The sequence below is a fragment of the Ornithinimicrobium sp. genome, assembly GCF_051004135.1.
Lineage (GTDB): Bacteria > Actinomycetota > Actinomycetes > Actinomycetales > Dermatophilaceae > Ornithinicoccus.
The window spans coordinates 1-14,674 of the sequence record NZ_JBPCKQ010000159.1 but is presented as its reverse complement, the minus strand read 5'-3'; the positions used below and the strand labels follow the sequence as shown (position 1 = coordinate 14,674).

Below are 14,674 nucleotides of genomic sequence, written 5' to 3'. Positions count from 1 at the left end.
CCGCGCCGCAGGCCGGCTCGTAGACTGGCCCGATGGCGCCGCCTGGGTCACCTCGAGACCAGCAATGGGCGTGGCGGAAGTTCCGTGCCTGGCGCACCCGGATGAGGCTGTTCCTCATCCTCGGGGCGCTGACCGTCTCGGTGGCGCTTCCCCTGCTGCTGACCGGGTGGCGGGTGTGGGCACAGGGTGACTCGTGGGGCTCGGTGTGGACGATCTCGGTCCCCTTCCTGCTGGTCGGACCGGCGGTGGCTGCCTCCCAGTGGTGGTTCGGCACGATCGGCCAGCTGCGCCGCACGCAGACGCTGCGCCGGGTGCGGCTGCTCGACGCGCAGTCCGCGATCGGACCAGGGCGCACCAGCATCGTCCGGGTCGCCGGCGCGGGTCAGGTCCTGGAATGGCCGGTGGTCCTCCCGCTCGGGTCAGCGCCGCCCTCCCCGGGGCGAGTCTGGGCGACCGAGCCCTTCGCCGCTGACCAACGGATCGCACTGATCGTCAACGAGCCGGTGGGCAAGAAGCGGCACGTGCTGGAACCGCGTGACCGGGCCAGTTCGCAATAACGGCGAAACAAGCGTCTCGGTAGGGTTCTGCGGGTGACCACGGATCCGATCAGCCCCGAGCTGCGCGCCGACGTGCGCCGCGTGTCCACCCTGCTCGGCCAGTCGCTGGTGCGCCACCACGGACAGCACCTGCTCGACCGGGTCGAGCAGGTGCGCACCATGACCAAGGACGGCAAGTCGGGCGAGGCCGGGGCCGCCGAGCAGGTGCGGGAGCTGCTGGCCGGGCTGCCGCTGGACCAGGCCACCGACCTGGTGCGTGCCTTCGCGGCCTACTTCCACCTGGCCAACGCCGCCGAGCAGGTGCACCGGGTGCGCGTGCTGAGCGCCCGAGAGGAGTCGCAGGGCTGGCTGACCAGCGCGGTCACCGACATCGTGGAGGCAGGCGGCCCGCAGCTGCTCTCCGACGCCGTCGCCGAGCTCGACGTGCGCCCGGTCTTCACCGCCCACCCGACCGAGGCCAGCCGTCGCTCGGTGCTGACCAAGATCCGGCACCTGTCCGACGAGCTCGCCCGCGACACCGCACCGGAGACCGTGGCTCGGCGCCGTCAGGACCGCCGGCTCGCCGAGCTGGTCGACCTGATCTGGCAGACCGATGAGCTGCGCCAGGCCCGGCCGACCCCCATGGACGAGGCGCGCAACGCGATGTACTACCTCGACGAGGTGCTCGCCGAGACCGTGCCGAGGCTGCTCGGTGATCTCGGCGAGCTGATGGGCCAGCACGGCGCGCCGCTGCACACGGCGCGCCCACCGGTGCGCTTCGGGTCCTGGATCGGCGGAGACCGCGACGGCAACCCGTTCGTCACCCCCCAGGTCACGGCCGACGTGCTGCGGCTGCACCACCAGCACGCCGTGACGGTGGCGTTGCGCCTGGTCGACGTGCTGATCTCCCGCATCTCCAGCTCGACGGTCATCGTGCAGGTGTCCCCGCATCTGCAGGAGTCGCTGGACCGCGACCTGGCTCACCTGCCGGGTCTGGACCCGCGGGTCAAGGAGCTCAACGCCGCCGAGCCCTACCGGCTCAAGCTGACCTGCGTGCGTGCCAAGCTGCTCAACACCCGCCGCCGGGTCGAGGCCGGCACCGTCCACGAGCCCGGCCGCGACTACGCGCAGGCCGCTGAGCTGGTGGCGGACCTGCAGGTGATCGGCGACTCCCTGCGCGGCAACGGCGGCGAGCTCGTCGCCGACGGGCTGCTGGCCCAGGCGGCGCAGACCCTCGCCGGGACAGGTCTGCATCTGGCCACCCTCGACGTTCGCGAGCACGCCGAGAAGCACCACGAGGCCCTCGCGCCGATGCTGGAGGCCGCGGGCGCCACCGACGCCTATGCCGAGCTGGACAAGACGGCACGTATGCAGCTGCTGGCCGGCGAGCTGGACTCCCGTCGCCCGCTGCTCACCGCCGCGGCCCCACGCGAGCAGACCCTTGCGGTCTTCGACGAGATCCGGCACGCGATCGCCAGCTACGGGCCCGAGGTCATCGAGACCTACATCATCTCGATGACCAGGGGCCCCGACGACGTGCTGGCCGCCGCGGTGCTGGCCCGGGAGGCGGGTCTGCTCGACCTGCACGGCGAGGGTGCCTTCGCCCACGTCGGGTTCGCACCGTTGCTGGAGACCATCGACGAGCTGCGCGGTGCGGCCGGGCTGGTCGACGCGATGCTGCGCGACCCGGCATACCGGCGGCTGGTCTCGCTGCGCGGCGACGTGCAGGAGGTCATGCTCGGCTACTCCGACTCCAATAAGCAGGCCGGGGTGCTGACCAGCCAGTGGGGCATCCACCAGGCGCAGCGGGCGCTGCGCGACGTGGCCGCCCGGCACGTGGTGCGGCTGCGGCTCTTCCACGGTCGCGGCGGCTCCGTCGGCCGGGGTGGCGGGCCGACCTACGAGGCCATCCTGGCCCAGCCACCCGGGGTCCTGGAGGGGGAGATCAAGTTCACCGAGCAGGGTGAGGTCATCTCCGACAAGTACTCGCTGCCCGCGCTGGCCCGGGAGAACCTCGAGCTGTCCGTCGCCGCGGTGCTGCGGGCCACCGCGCTGCACCGCGACGCGCGCTCCTCGGCCGAGCAGATCCAGGCGTGGGGCGACGTGATGGACCTGGCCTCTGACGCGGCCTTCACGACATACCGGCGCCTGGTCGACGACCCCGACCTGCCGGCCTACTTCGTCGCCGCCACCCCGGTGGACCAGCTCGGCGCCCTCAACATCGGCTCCCGGCCCAGCAAGCGCCCGGACAGCGACAAGGGGCTCGAAGGGCTGCGGGCGATCCCGTGGGTGTTCGGCTGGACGCAGACCCGCCAGATCGTGCCCGGCTGGTATGGCGTGGGCTCCGGTCTGCGGGCGGCGCGCGAGGCGGGACACGGCGACACGCTGGAGGAGATGTTGCGCGAGTGGCACTTCTTCCGCGCCGTCATCTCCAATGTCGAGATGACCCTGGCCAAGACCGACCTGGACATCGCGGCGCACTACGTCGCGACCCTGGTGCCCGATGAGCTGCAACATCTCTTCGCCGACATCCGGGCCGAGTTCGAGCTGACCGTGGCGGAAGTGCGCGCGCTGACCGGCGAGACCGACCTGCTCGACGACGAGCCGATCCTGCAGCGCTCCCTCGCCGTGCGCGACCAGTACCTCGACCCCATCTCCTACCTGCAGGTCGAGCTGCTGCGCCGGCTACGCAGCAACGGCGAGGGGCCGGACGAGGCCGAGTTGCAGCGAGCCCTGCTGATCACCGTCAACGGCGTCTCCGCGGGTCTGCGCAACACCGGCTGACCGGCCCCTCCTGCCCAGGCGCGAGGCAGGAGTGGGCCACCTGAGAGCATCTGCGCATGCCCGAAGGCCACACCATCCACCGGCTCGCGGCCGACCTGTCTGCCGCATTCGCCGGGACGACCCCGCAGGTCAGCAGTCCCCAAGGGCGCTTCGCCGACGGCGCGGAGCTGCTGGAGGGGCACACCTTGCTGCGGGCCGACGCCTGGGGCAAGCACCTGCTCATCGACTTCTCGGCCGAGCGGCGCCTGCACGTACACCTGGGCCTGATCGGCAAGTTCACCGTGAGTGCCGTGCCCGACGGTATGTCGTCGCCGCCGGTCCGCGGGGCCGTGCGGCTGCGGCTGGCCACGCCCGAGCACGTCGCCGACCTGCGTGGCCCGATCGTCTGCGCCACCCGGACCCCGGAGGAGGTCGAGGAGGTGATCGCCGCCCAAGGGCCGGACCCGTTGCGACCCGATGAGGCCGACCCGGACCGAGCCTGGGCGAGGATCCACCGGAGCGTGCGCAGCATCGCCGACCTGCTGATGGACCAGAAGATCCTGGCCGGTGTCGGCAACGTCTATCGCAGCGAGGTGCTCTTCCGGCATCGGGTCGCGCCGCTGTATGCGGGCAGCCGGCTCAAGCGCGCCACCTGGCACGCAATCTGGGAGGACCTGGTGCGGCTGATGCCCCTCGGCGTGGCCACGGGACAGATCGTGACCGAGGAGGCGCAGGTCGCCAAGGTCGAGGACCAGCTGGCCCGGGGAGTCTCACCGCGGCCCGGTCGGCGGCGCTACTACGCCTACAAGCGCACCGGCCAGGAGTGTCGGCGCTGCGGCTCGACCATCCGCATGGCGGTGGTGGCCGGGCGCAACCTCTTCTGGTGCGCCAACTGTCAGCGCCGCACCTGAAGGCTCAGCGTTGGAAGGCCTCCAGGCGCACCGTGTAGTCGCCGAGGTCGGGGTCGTCGTGGGTGCCCAGGATCATCTCGAGCAGCGCGTCGGGAGCGGGGTAGTCGGTCCCCAGGGCATCGAGGTACTGCCGGTGGGCCTGCAGCGAGGCAACCCCGTCGGCGAAGGTGTCGGTGACGTCGACGGTGTGCGTCGCCTGTGCCGAACCGGAGAAGCCGAACCACCGCACGCCGGGCCACGGTCGCAGACCCTCGTCGACCAGGTCGGTGAAGATCCACCGGTTGCCCGCGTCAGCGCAGGCGTCCAAGGTCCCAAGCCCCACGGCTCGATGGTCGGCCTGGTTGAGCCCACCGCCGGCGAACACCTCCCGGTGGGTCAGCGACAGCACGAGGTCGGGCTGCCGGCGTCGGATCTGCGCGGCGATCGCCCGGCGCAGGGGTAGGCCGTACTCCACGGCACCGTCCTGCAGCTCGAGGAAGTCGACGATCTCGACGCCGACGTGGGCGGCCCCGTCGCGCTCCTCCTGCTCCCGGACGGGGCCGGCCTCGTCGGGCTGCATGCCATCGATGCCGGCTTCTCCACGCGTGGCCAGCAGGTAGGTCACCGTCTTGCCCTGCGCGGTCCAGCGCGCCACCGCCGCGGCCAGACCGTACTCCAGGTCGTCGGGGTGGGCGGCCACGCACAGCGCGGTCTGCCAGTCCTCGGGGAAGGAAGGGAGCGTCATACCGGCCACTGTGCCATGTCATCGCCTACCCCCAGCCCTTAAGCCGACCTCCAGCGTCATGTACGGCGCTGCAGGTGAGCACAAGTGGCTGGGGGTGGAGATTAGGGGTGCGGGCGACCCCGCTGATAGCCTGATCGGTGCCGTACGAACGGCCGCGGATTCGATAGAGCCCTGGTGGACATGCCCAGGTGCGCCGCGCAACGACAAGAAGGAGTCGCCCATGGGGCTGGACACTGCAGTGAAGAAGCAGATCATGACGGACTACGCCACCACCGAGGGCGACACCGGTTCGCCGGAGGTGCAGGTCGCGCTGCTGACCCAACGCATCCGCGACCTCACCGAGCACTCCCGGGAGCACAAGCACGACCACCACAGCCGTCGTGGACTGCTGCTGCTCGTCGGACGCCGCAAGCGTCTCCTGCGCTACCTGCAGGAGACCGATGTCGAGCGCTACCGCGCGCTGATCAAGCGCCTGGGCCTGCGCCGCTGAAGCTTCGCAGGGGAGCGACTCCCGGACGTCCGGGGGTCGCTCCTTTGTGTATGACGGGGCTCACCCGTCACCGGTCCGCGCCGCTCGGCGCGGCCCACCCAGAGAGACGGCCGGGCACAACGACGATGCCCCGGACCGAGCATTGACAGAAAAGGAGGACCCATGGAGGGTCCAGAGATCACCTTCGCCGAAGCCAGCATCGACAACGGCAGCTTCGGCACCCGCACCGTCCGGTTCGAGACCGGACGACTCGCCAGGCAGGCCGGTGGCTCGGTCACCGCATACCTGGACGACGAGACCATGCTGCTGTCCACCACCACGGCGGGCAAGCACCCCAAGGACCACTTCGACTTCTTCCCCTTGACCGTCGACGTCGAGGAGCGGATGTATGCCGCGGGCAAGATCCCCGGTAGCTTCTTCCGTCGCGAGGGCCGGCCCTCGACCGACGCCATCCTGACCTGCCGACTGATCGACCGGCCGCTGCGCCCGAGCTTCGTCTCCGGGCTGCGCAACGAGGTGCAGGTCGTCATCAGCGTGCTCTCGCTCAACCCCGAGCACCAGTACGACGTGCTGGCCATCAACGCCGCGTCGGCCTCCACCCAGATCTCCGGGCTGCCGTTCAGCGGTCCGATCGGCGCCGTGCGGGTCTCCCTGATCGACGGTCAGTGGGTCGCGTTCCCCGACTTCGCCGACGCCGAGCGCTCGACCTTCGACATGGTCGTCGCCGGCCGGGTCGTGGGGCAGGACGCCGAGGGAAAGGATGATGTCGCGATCATGATGGTCGAGGCCGAGTCCACCGAGTCCACCTGGGACCTGGTCAACCATCAGGGCAAGCAGGCGCCGACCGAGGAGGTCGTGGCCCAGGGCCTCGAAGCCTCCAAGGCCTTCATCGCCAGCCTGTGCGCCGCGCAGGCGCAGATGGCCGCCGGCTCCGCCAAGGAGGTGCAGGAGTTCCCGCGCTTCCTGGACTACCAGGACGACGCCCATGCGGCCGTCGAGTCCGAGGTCACCCAGCCGCTCACCGAAGCACTGCAGATCTCGGCCAAGGGCGAGCGTGAGTCCCGGATCGATGAGATCAAGAACGCAATGAAGGCCGCCCTGGCCGGCAACGGTGACGGCAGCGACGGGCCCTTCGCCGGTCGCGACAAGGAGCTGTCCGCGGCCTACCGCGCGGTGCAGAAGAAGCTGATCCGCCAGCGCATCCTGCGCGACAAGGTGCGCATCGACGGTCGCGGCCTGGCCGACATCCGGGCCCTGTCCGCCGAGGTCGAGGTGATCCCCCGGGCCCACGGCTCGGCGATCTTCGAGCGCGGCGACACCCAGATCATGGGGGTCACCACCCTCAACATGCTGCGCATGGAGCAGATGCTGGACACGCTGTCGCCGGTCAAGCGCAAGCGCTACATGCACAACTACAACTTCCCGCCGTTCAGCACCGGGGAGACCGGCCGCGTCGGGTCGCCCAAACGCCGCGAGATCGGTCACGGCGCGCTCGCCGAGCGGGCTCTCATGCCGGTGCTGCCCTCGCGGGAGGACTTCCCCTACGCCATCCGCCAGGTGTCCGAGGCACTGGGCTCCAACGGCTCGACCTCGATGGGCTCGGTGTGTGCGTCCACGATGTCGCTGTGGAACGCCGGTGTCCCGCTGCGGGCGCCGGTCGCGGGCATCGCGATGGGCCTGGTCTCCGACCAGGTCACGAACGAGGACGGGACCACCCAGACCGCATACGCCGCGCTGACCGACATCCTGGGAGCCGAGGACGCCTTCGGTGACATGGACTTCAAGGTCGCCGGCACCCGGGAGTTCGTCACCGCGATCCAGCTCGACACCAAGCTCGACGGCATCCCCGCCTCGGTGCTCGGCAGCGCGCTGACGCAGGCCAAGAATGCGCGGATGCACATCCTGGACGTGATGACCGAGGCCATCGACGCGCCCGACGAGATGAGCCCCTTCGCTCCTCGCGTCATCAGCGTCAAGGTCCCCGTCGACAAGAGCGGTGAGGTCATCGGCCCCAAGGGCAAGATGATCAACCAGATCCAGGAGGACACCGGCGCCGACATCTCGATCGAGGACGACGGCACCGTCTACATCGGCGCGACCGACGGCCCCTCGGCCGAGGCGGCGCGGGCGGCGGTCAACGCGATCGCCAACCCGCAGATGCCGGAGGTCGGCGAGCGCTTCCTGGGCACCGTGGTCAAGACCACGACGTTCGGTGCGTTCGTCTCGCTGCTGCCCGGTAAGGACGGGCTGCTGCACATCTCCGAGATCCGCAAGCTCGTCGGTGGCAAGCGCATCGACGCGGTCGAGGATGTGCTGGCGGTGGGCCAGAAGGTGCAGGTGGAGCTCAAGGAGATCGACCCGCGCGGAAAGCTCTCCCTCGCCGCGGTGCCCGAGGGCTCCGGCGACTCCCGGGACCACGAGCAGGCTCCGGGCGCGTCCACACCGGTGGAGGCTGCCTCCGCGGCTCCCGCCGACTTCGGTGCGCAGAGCACCGGGGACGCTGCGGACTCCGGCGACGCCGGGGCCGACCCGCGCGATGCCGGGGCTGCTTCGAGCGACGCCGAGGCCGGCTCGGGCGACGCTGGGGCCGCACCGGGGGCCCCGTCGGTGCCGGATGAGGCGGCCGAGGTGCCGGTTGTCGATCCTGACGCAGCCGCGTCGGGGTCCGCCGGTGACGCCGAGCGTGGCTCAGGCGACTCCGAGGGCGGCTCGGGTGACAGCGAGGGTGGCGACCGGCCCCGTCGCAACCGGCGACGCCGTGGACGCGGTCGCGGCCACGGTGGCGGCAACGGCTCCACCGAGCAGAGCGCCGACGCCACGGGTGGCGACGAGCGCGCCTGAGCGGCCGACACACACGCCGAAGGCCGGACCCCATCCCGGGGTCCGGCCTTCGCGCTGTGCTCCGCCGACCGTCCGCAGCCCCACCCGGGCCTGCGTGGCGACCCGAGCCTCAGGCCACCGCAGCCGTCGCCGGCGCCGCCTGCGACGCATCGGTCCTGCGCTCCCCGACCTGCCAGAGCATCTCCATGCGCACCCGTCCGTCCGGCCCGAGCACGGGGATCCAGCTCAGGACGGCCGGCCGCCCACTCTGTGGCGTCGCGCCCTTGCGTAGCGTTCGTACTTGACCCATGGTGTCCACCTCCCGTTCACCCAATGTTTACCTAGGGTACATGGGAAAGTCGCTTTCGCTGGTCGACGCGCACATCGGCGCTCACCCCGTGACCGTTGTGCGCGCGGTTGTGCCCGGCGAACGTGCGGGTGGAGCGCATATCGGTGGGGCGCGGGTCAGCGGGTGAGCGCGCGGGCGACGCCGCGCGAGGCTCGGCTCACCAGCTGCTCCAGCGGCCCCGGGGCCTGGGCGATCGCGGCGAGGGCGCCGAGCCAGAGGACGACCACCACGTTGAGCACCGTCCCGTGCAACACCGGCAGCGCAGCGGAGGCGCCGAGCATCAGGACGTGCAGGGAGTAGAGGGTCAGGGTCATCGTGCCTGCACCGAAGGCGATCTGCCAGGTACGCCCGGCTCTGGCAGAGCGACCGGTCACCAGCAGGCACAGCCCGAGCACCAGCACGGCGGTCCCGGTCGTGTGGACCAGGTCGACGACGCTGCCGGTGTGTGGCGACCACACCAGCAACCACCACCAGGAGCCGAGCGGGAACGTGCCGAACATGCCCGATCGCAGGGTCGTCTCCAGGGCCGGCCACGTGTCTGCAGCCGAGGTCGGCAGCAGCGCGTCGCGCACTCCCGAGGATCGGGTGACCAGGGCAGACACCGCGAGGGCTGCGACGCTCAGCAGCGCCCCGCCCAGCACCAGGGCGCAACCTGTCCGGGGCCGGTGCAGGTCCAGCCGACCCAGCGCCATACCGGCGAACAGGTACGTCCCCCAGGTGAGGACGGGGTAGTAGCCGGTCACCGCCAGCTCGCTCAGCAGCTGCAGCGGGTCGGCGAGCGACAGCGGCGACGGCACGATCCGGGTCGGGTCGGGCAGGACGGGCCGCAGCAGGGTGCTGAGCACCGGGCTCAGCAGCCCCCAGCCCAGCGCGAGCAGCGCCAGCCGTCGGGCCCCCCAGGCCAGCACCGGCAGCGCGAGCACGAAGAGCAGGCCGTAGTAGGTCAGGATGACCGCCACACCCGACCCGGCCAGCCCGAGGAGCAGTCCGAGGAGGGCGAGCAGCAGCGCGCGGGTGAGGACCTGCCAGCGGTATGCCGTGCGCCGGCCCGGCTCGGTCGACCGCCGGGCGTCCTGGGTCAGCAGGGCGATGGACACCCCGGCCAGCACCGCGAACAGCGCCGAGGAGCGGCCGGCCACGAGCTGGAGGAGCGGGTCGACGCCCACGGACGCGGTGTCGTCCGTCCGGTCCATGGTGTGCGCGACGATCATGCCCAGCAGGGCGACCGCCCGGGCGACGTCGACGCCCACGATGCGGCCGCCGTCGATCCTCCTCGCGCTGGTCGCCACCGCGTGGGTCATGGTCCGCCTTGCCTCAGGCCCATGGCCATCAACCGGTGAACAGGCGGGTCAGGGCGGCGGTGAGCGCGGCCAGCACGACGACGACCAGGAACGGTGCCCGCAGCAGCAGGGCAGCCACGGCCACGCCGACCCCCGCTGCCCGCGCGTCCAGCGTGAGGGTCCCGACATCGGTCAGCAGCGCCTGGGTCACCACCAGCGAGCTGAGCAGCGCCACCGGCAGCAGCGGACTGATCTGCGCCACCGCACGTCGCTCGAGCACCCGCTGGGGCACCAGGTGCCCGGAGAGCTTGAGCAGGTAGGACACCAGGCACGCGGCCAGGACGGCGATCCACAGGGTCACGGCGTCAGCACCGAGGTGCGCCGCATCCGCAGCACGCCGACGGCCAGCGCAGCGGTCGCGGCGACCAGCACCGGCACTCCGGGTGGCGCTACGGGCGCGATCAGGACCGTCAGCAGCACGGCGACCGCCGCGGTGGCAAGGGGGTCGCGGCCCTGCAGCCGGGGCCAGAGCAGCGCGACGAAGGCGGCGGCCGCGGCGGCGTCGAGGCCGTAGGTCCGCGGGTCGCCCATCGCCTCCCCGGCCAGCGCACCGGCCAGGGTGGTCAGGTTCCACAACGTGAAGATCGTGGCCCCGGTGACCCAGAAGCCCAGCCGGGCCGCGCGCAGATCCGGCTGGCCGATGGCCACCGCGGTGGACTCGTCGATGGTCCAGTGCGCAGCGAGCAGGCGACGCCAGCCGCGCACGCCCAGCAGCTGCACGACCTGCAGACCGTAGATCCCGTTGCGCACGCCCAGCAGACCGGAGGTGGCGACGGCCGCCGCCGGAGTGCCTCCGGCACCGATCACCCCGAAGAAGGCGAACTGCGAGCCGCCGCTGAAGACCAGCAGGGAGGTGAGCACCGTCTGCCAGACGCTCAGCCCGGCGGCCACGCCGAGTGCCCCGCAGCTGACGCCGTAGGCGCCCGTCGCCAGCCCCACCGCCAGCGCCTGGCGGACCGCCGGGTGGTCCCGGGTCCGGGTCAGCGGCGGGGGAGGGCTCACAGCGCGGCCCAGACGCGGACCTCCCGCAGGGTCTGCTCATCGCTGCCGACGACCCGGTCCCGCCAGGCGCCGTCCGGGTCCAGCCCGCCGAGGGACAGGAACCCGCGGGTGGCCTCGGCCGTTGCCGGCACCCAGGCCAGCACGGCAGCCAGGTCTTGTGCCCGCAGGGTGTCGGCGACGGCGTTGAGCAGCCGGGACCCGTGGCCCTGCCGTCGGGCCTCCGGGTGCACCGCGAGGACCAGGATCTCCCCGGCCTGGCCGGGCGCAGCCGGGTCGTCGTCGGCGCCGGGCGCCAGCGCCGCGAAGCCGACCACCTGGTCACCGGCGCAGGCGACCAGCACCCGGTGGGTGGTCGTGGGTGGTTGTTCGAGGGAGCGCCGCCAGACCTGGGCGAAGCGGGGCCCCTCGAGCTGGTCCAGGACATCCTGCGCCAGCACCTCGGCATACTCGGCGCGGAACACGGTGGCCTGCACCGCGCCGATGGCCGGTGCGTCGGTGGGGCGGGCGGTGCGCACGCTTGCGTCGGCCAGCGGTCCGGGGGCGTGGGTATGCGGCTCGCTCACCGGCCCATCCTCCCACCCGCGCTGCACGGCTCCCACGATGCGGGCCGGCAGCGGCATCGAGTGGCCTGAGGGGCCGATGGGGGAGACTGCACACCGTGCGTCCGCGTCGATGAGGAGCTGTCATGTCCCGCCCCCGACTCCATCTCGCTCCGGTGTCGGGTTGGGTCAACGACCCGCTCGGGCTCACCTACCGGGACGGGGCCTATCACGCCTTCGTCCAGTTCAACCCGCACGGCTGCGCGTGGGCGCCGGAGTGTCACTGGGCCCACGCCACCAGCCCCGACCTGCTGACCTGGACCGAGCAGCCGGTGGCGCTGTCGCCCGGTGACGGGGACGCCGGCTGCTGGTCCGGCTGCGTGGTCACCGACGCCGACGGCGCGACCACGCTGTTCTACACCTCCGTCGACCTGCCGGACCTGGGACTGGGCCGGGTGCGCACGGCATACCCCGATCCGACCTGGACCCACTGGAGCAAGGGCGACGTCGTGGTGCGCCCGCCAGAGGATCTGGGGCTGGCAACTTTTCGCGACCCGTTCGTTCTGCGCGACGGGGACCTGTGGCGGATGCTGGTCGGCGCGGGGCTGCGCGACGGCACCGCGACGGCGCTCACCTTCGTCTCCGCAGACCTGCGCCGCTGGGAGTACGACGGCCTGCTGGCCGGTCGGTCGGTGGACGACCACGACCCGGTCTGGACGGGGTCGGCCTGGGAGTGCCCCCAGCTGGTCCAGGTCGGCGACCGGCACGCGCTGATCGTCTCGGCCTGGCACCAGGACGAGCTGCACCACGTCGCCGGTGCGCTCGGCCGGTATGTCGAGGGTCGCGTGGACGTCGAGCGGTGGCAGCAGCTGACCTACGGTCCGAGTCACTACGCGGCTTCGGCGTTCCGCGATGCCGACGGTGCCGTGAGCGTGGTGACCTGGCTGCGCGAGGCGGGCAGCCAAGAGGGTGAGGACGGGGGGTGGGCCGGCGCGATGAGCCTGCCCATGCGACTCGCGGCGCCGGAGGGACGACTGAGTCTGACGCTGCATCCAAGCGTGGCAGCGGCTCGCGGCGAGCCGGCCCCTGACGGCGTGGCCTGCCCTGCGTGGGATCTGGAGTGGGAGCCGCGGGACGGCACGGGGGAGGTGCGTATCCACGATGCCCGGCATCGGCCAGTGGCGGTCCTTGTGGTGCGGGCCGGTCTCCTGCACATGCGCACCGAAGGAGTGCTAGACCAGGCGTGGGAGATGCCGGTCGGCGCAGCGGTACGCGTGGTGGTCGACGAGGCAATTCTGGAGGTGCTCAGCGACGGCGCGGCCGGGGCCGGCCGGATCCCGTGCGCTGACGGCAGCTACCCGGTGGCGCAGAGCGGCACGATGTCGTGGTGGCGATTGTGACACTTCGAAGGCGTATCGACGTCAGGGTGTAACAAGCGGCACCGGATGCGGCATACTGGGCAGATGTACGGCAATGACTTCGGGCACGACGAGGCCCCGCTCAATGCGGCGGAGACCGACGACTACGCCACCGCGCTGCAGGAGTACTTCGACGGGCTGATCAGCGACGACCAGCGGATCGAGCCCCGAGACGCGATGCCGCAGGACTACCGCAAGACCCTGATCCGGCAGATCGCCCAGCACGCACACTCCGAGATCATCGGCATGCAGCCCGAGGCCAACTGGATCAGCCGGGCGCCCAGCTTGCGCCGCAAGGCGATCCTGATGGCCAAGGTGCAGGACGAGGCGGGCCACGGGCTCTACCTCTACGCCGCGGCCGAGACTCTCGGCGTCGACCGTGCCGACCTGCTCGATGCACTTCACACCGGACGCCAGAAGTACTCCTCCATCTTCAACTACCCGACGCTCACGTGGGCCGACGTCGGCGCCATCGGCTGGCTGGTCGACGGGGCCGCCATCGTCAACCAGGTGCCGCTGTGCCGCTGCTCCTACGGCCCTTATGCACGCGCCATGGTCCGCGTGTGCAAGGAGGAGTCGTTCCACCAGCGCCAGGGCTTCGAGATCCTGCACACGCTCGGACACGGCACGTCGGCCCAGCGGGCGATGGCCCAGGACGCCGTCGACCGTTACTGGTGGCCCTCGCTGATGATGTTCGGTCCGCCCGACGACGACTCTCCCAACTCCGCCCAGTCGATGGCGTGGGGCATCAAACGCTTCTCCAACGACGACCTACGCCAGCGCTTCGTCGACATGACGGTGCCGCAGGCGGCGGCGCTCGGGCTGTCGCTGCCCGACCCCGACATCCGCTGGAACGACGAGCGCGGTCACTACGACTGCGGCGAGGTGGACTTCACCGAGCTGTGCGAGGTGATCAAGGGCAACGGCCCCTGCAACGAGCAGCGGATGGCCCACCGGGTCCGCGCCCATGACGACGGCGCGTGGGTGCGCGAGGCCGCCACGGCGTACGCGTCGAAGCGCGCGAACAGGGACGCCGCATGACCGGGTCGTCCGCCGAGCGGTCCGGATGGCCGCTGTGGGAGGTCTTCGTGCGGTCGCGGCGTGGCCTCTCGCACGTGCACGTCGGATCGCTGCACGCCCCCGACTCGGAGATGGCGCTGCGCAACGCCCGCGACGTCTACACCCGGCGCTCCGAGGGGGTCTCGCTGTGGGTGGTGCCTGCCGCCCAGATCGTGGCGTCGAGCCCCGACGAGCGAGGCTCCTTCTTCGACCCCGCCGCCGACAAGATCTACCGCCACCCGACGTTCTACGACGTGCCCGAAGGCGTGGATCATCTGTGATCACCCCACGAAGTTCTTCGGGTGATCGTTTCAGGTACGTGCTCGGCCTGGCCGACGACGCGCTGATCTCCGCGCAGCGCATGGGTTGGTGAATCAGCCGGGCTCCCGAGCTCGAGGAGGACCTGGCCCTCGCCAACATCGGACTCGACCAGCTCGGTCAGGCCCGCACCCTGCTGGCCTACGCCGGCCAGGTGGAAGGCGTCGGACACGGCGAGGACGACCTCGCCTATCTCCGCGACGAGCGTGAGTTCCGCAACGTCTGCCTGGTCGAGCGGCCGCAGGACGACTTCGGCGTCACCATGGCCCGCCTCCTGATCTTCGCGACCTGGCAGGCCGACCTGTATGCCGGGCTCGCCCGCAGCAGCGACGCGACTCTCGCCGGCGTTGCCGGCAAGGCCGTCAAGGAGGTCGCCTACCACCTCGACCACGCGGCGCAGTGGGT

The 14,674-nt window shown here is 71.4% G+C and carries 15 protein-coding genes; 9 read left to right on the top strand and 6 right to left on the bottom strand.

The window, feature by feature from the left end; translation table 11 throughout:
• Positions 1–32: 32 nt before the first annotated feature.
• From ACR2FV_RS10715 to ACR2FV_RS10705, 3 genes are read left to right on the top strand one after another with little or no spacing between them, the layout of a single operon-like run.
• Complete coding sequence (locus tag ACR2FV_RS10715) at positions 33–557, top strand: hypothetical protein (protein WP_434015682.1); 525 nt, start codon at positions 33–35, stop codon at positions 555–557.
• Positions 558–590: 33 nt separating this feature from the next.
• The gene (gene ppc, locus ACR2FV_RS10710) at positions 591–3,320 is read left to right on the top strand and encodes a phosphoenolpyruvate carboxylase (protein WP_434015681.1); all 2,730 of its coding nucleotides are present in this window, start codon (positions 591–593) and stop codon (positions 3,318–3,320) included.
• A gap of 56 nt (positions 3,321–3,376) precedes the next feature.
• Positions 3,377–4,210 (top strand): Fpg/Nei family DNA glycosylase, encoded by an 834-nt coding sequence (locus ACR2FV_RS10705; RefSeq protein WP_434015680.1) that lies wholly within the window; start codon positions 3,377–3,379, stop codon positions 4,208–4,210.
• Between the two features lie 4 nt (positions 4,211–4,214).
• On the opposite strand, the gene ACR2FV_RS10700 is transcribed toward ACR2FV_RS10705, so the two are convergent.
• A complete protein-coding gene (locus tag ACR2FV_RS10700; RefSeq protein WP_434015679.1) occupies positions 4,215–4,934 on the bottom strand; it encodes a PIG-L deacetylase family protein in 720 nt (239 codons plus the stop codon).
• A 220-nt stretch (positions 4,935–5,154) separates the two neighbouring features.
• Between ACR2FV_RS10700 and rpsO the strand changes: the two genes are divergently transcribed.
• A complete protein-coding gene (gene rpsO / locus ACR2FV_RS10695; protein WP_434015678.1) occupies positions 5,155–5,424 on the top strand; it encodes a 30S ribosomal protein S15 in 270 nt (89 codons plus the stop codon).
• A 162-nt stretch (positions 5,425–5,586) separates the two neighbouring features.
• On the top strand, positions 5,587–8,265 hold the full coding sequence (locus ACR2FV_RS10690; protein ID WP_434015677.1) for a polyribonucleotide nucleotidyltransferase: 2,679 nt from the start codon (positions 5,587–5,589) through the stop codon (positions 8,263–8,265).
• A gap of 109 nt (positions 8,266–8,374) precedes the next feature.
• Here ACR2FV_RS10690 and ACR2FV_RS10685 read toward each other — a convergent pair whose 3' ends face one another.
• The 5 genes from ACR2FV_RS10685 to ACR2FV_RS10665 form a co-directional block, all read right to left on the bottom strand.
• A complete protein-coding gene (locus ACR2FV_RS10685) occupies positions 8,375–8,554 on the bottom strand; it encodes a hypothetical protein (protein WP_434015676.1) in 180 nt (59 codons plus the stop codon).
• 155 nt (positions 8,555–8,709) lie between these two features.
• Positions 8,710–9,894 carry a heparan-alpha-glucosaminide N-acetyltransferase domain-containing protein gene (locus ACR2FV_RS10680; protein WP_434015675.1) on the bottom strand — a complete coding sequence of 395 codons (1,185 nt, stop codon included), beginning with the start codon at positions 9,892–9,894 and terminating at the stop codon, positions 8,710–8,712.
• A 28-nt stretch (positions 9,895–9,922) separates the two neighbouring features.
• Entirely contained in the window at positions 9,923–10,234 is a 312-nt protein-coding gene (locus ACR2FV_RS10675; RefSeq protein ID WP_434015674.1) for an AzlD domain-containing protein, read from the bottom strand.
• Positions 10,231–10,935: an AzlC family ABC transporter permease gene (locus ACR2FV_RS10670; protein WP_434015673.1), complete on the bottom strand. Its 705-nt coding sequence runs from the start codon at positions 10,933–10,935 to the stop codon at positions 10,231–10,233. The genes ACR2FV_RS10675 and ACR2FV_RS10670 overlap by 4 nt, the downstream gene beginning before the upstream one ends.
• Entirely contained in the window at positions 10,932–11,498 is a 567-nt protein-coding gene (locus ACR2FV_RS10665) for an N-acetyltransferase family protein (protein ID WP_434015672.1), read from the bottom strand. Before ACR2FV_RS10665 ends, ACR2FV_RS10670 begins: the two co-directional genes overlap by 4 nt.
• Positions 11,499–11,620: 122 nt before the next feature.
• On the opposite strand from ACR2FV_RS10665, the gene ACR2FV_RS10660 reads away from it, so the two are divergent.
• From ACR2FV_RS10660 to paaC, 4 genes are all read left to right on the top strand, one after another.
• Positions 11,621–12,874: a glycoside hydrolase family 32 protein gene (locus tag ACR2FV_RS10660; protein ID WP_434015671.1), complete on the top strand. Its 1,254-nt coding sequence runs from the start codon at positions 11,621–11,623 to the stop codon at positions 12,872–12,874.
• A 63-nt stretch (positions 12,875–12,937) separates the two neighbouring features.
• Positions 12,938–13,933, top strand: coding sequence for a 1,2-phenylacetyl-CoA epoxidase subunit PaaA (gene paaA / locus ACR2FV_RS10655; RefSeq protein WP_434015670.1), 996 nt, complete (start codon positions 12,938–12,940; stop codon positions 13,931–13,933).
• Positions 13,930–14,232 (top strand): 1,2-phenylacetyl-CoA epoxidase subunit PaaB, encoded by a 303-nt coding sequence (paaB, locus tag ACR2FV_RS10650; RefSeq protein WP_434015669.1) that lies wholly within the window; start codon positions 13,930–13,932, stop codon positions 14,230–14,232. Before paaA ends, paaB begins: the two co-directional genes overlap by 4 nt.
• 92 nt (positions 14,233–14,324) lie before the next feature.
• On the top strand, positions 14,325–14,674 hold a 350-nt coding region (paaC, locus tag ACR2FV_RS10645), incomplete at its 3' end, for a 1,2-phenylacetyl-CoA epoxidase subunit PaaC (RefSeq protein ID WP_434015696.1).

Coding starts and splice junctions, on each gene's coding strand:
- ACR2FV_RS10715 (WP_434015682.1), top strand. CDS start 33: ATGGCGCCGCCTGGGTCACCTCGAGACCAGCAATGGGCGTGGCGGAAG.
- ACR2FV_RS10705 (WP_434015680.1), top strand. CDS start 3,377: ATGCCCGAAGGCCACACCATCCACCGGCTCGCGGCCGACCTGTCTGCC.
- ACR2FV_RS10700 (WP_434015679.1), bottom strand. CDS start 4,934: ATGACGCTCCCTTCCTTCCCCGAGGACTGGCAGACCGCGCTGTGCGTG.
- rpsO (WP_434015678.1), top strand. CDS start 5,155: ATGGGGCTGGACACTGCAGTGAAGAAGCAGATCATGACGGACTACGCC.
- ACR2FV_RS10690 (WP_434015677.1), top strand. CDS start 5,587: ATGGAGGGTCCAGAGATCACCTTCGCCGAAGCCAGCATCGACAACGGC.
- ACR2FV_RS10685 (WP_434015676.1), bottom strand. CDS start 8,554: ATGGGTCAAGTACGAACGCTACGCAAGGGCGCGACGCCACAGAGTGGG.
- ACR2FV_RS10680 (WP_434015675.1), bottom strand. CDS start 9,894: ATGACCCACGCGGTGGCGACCAGCGCGAGGAGGATCGACGGCGGCCGC.
- ACR2FV_RS10660 (WP_434015671.1), top strand. CDS start 11,621: ATGTCCCGCCCCCGACTCCATCTCGCTCCGGTGTCGGGTTGGGTCAAC.
- paaA (WP_434015670.1), top strand. CDS start 12,938: ATGTACGGCAATGACTTCGGGCACGACGAGGCCCCGCTCAATGCGGCG.
- paaB (WP_434015669.1), top strand. CDS start 13,930: ATGACCGGGTCGTCCGCCGAGCGGTCCGGATGGCCGCTGTGGGAGGTC.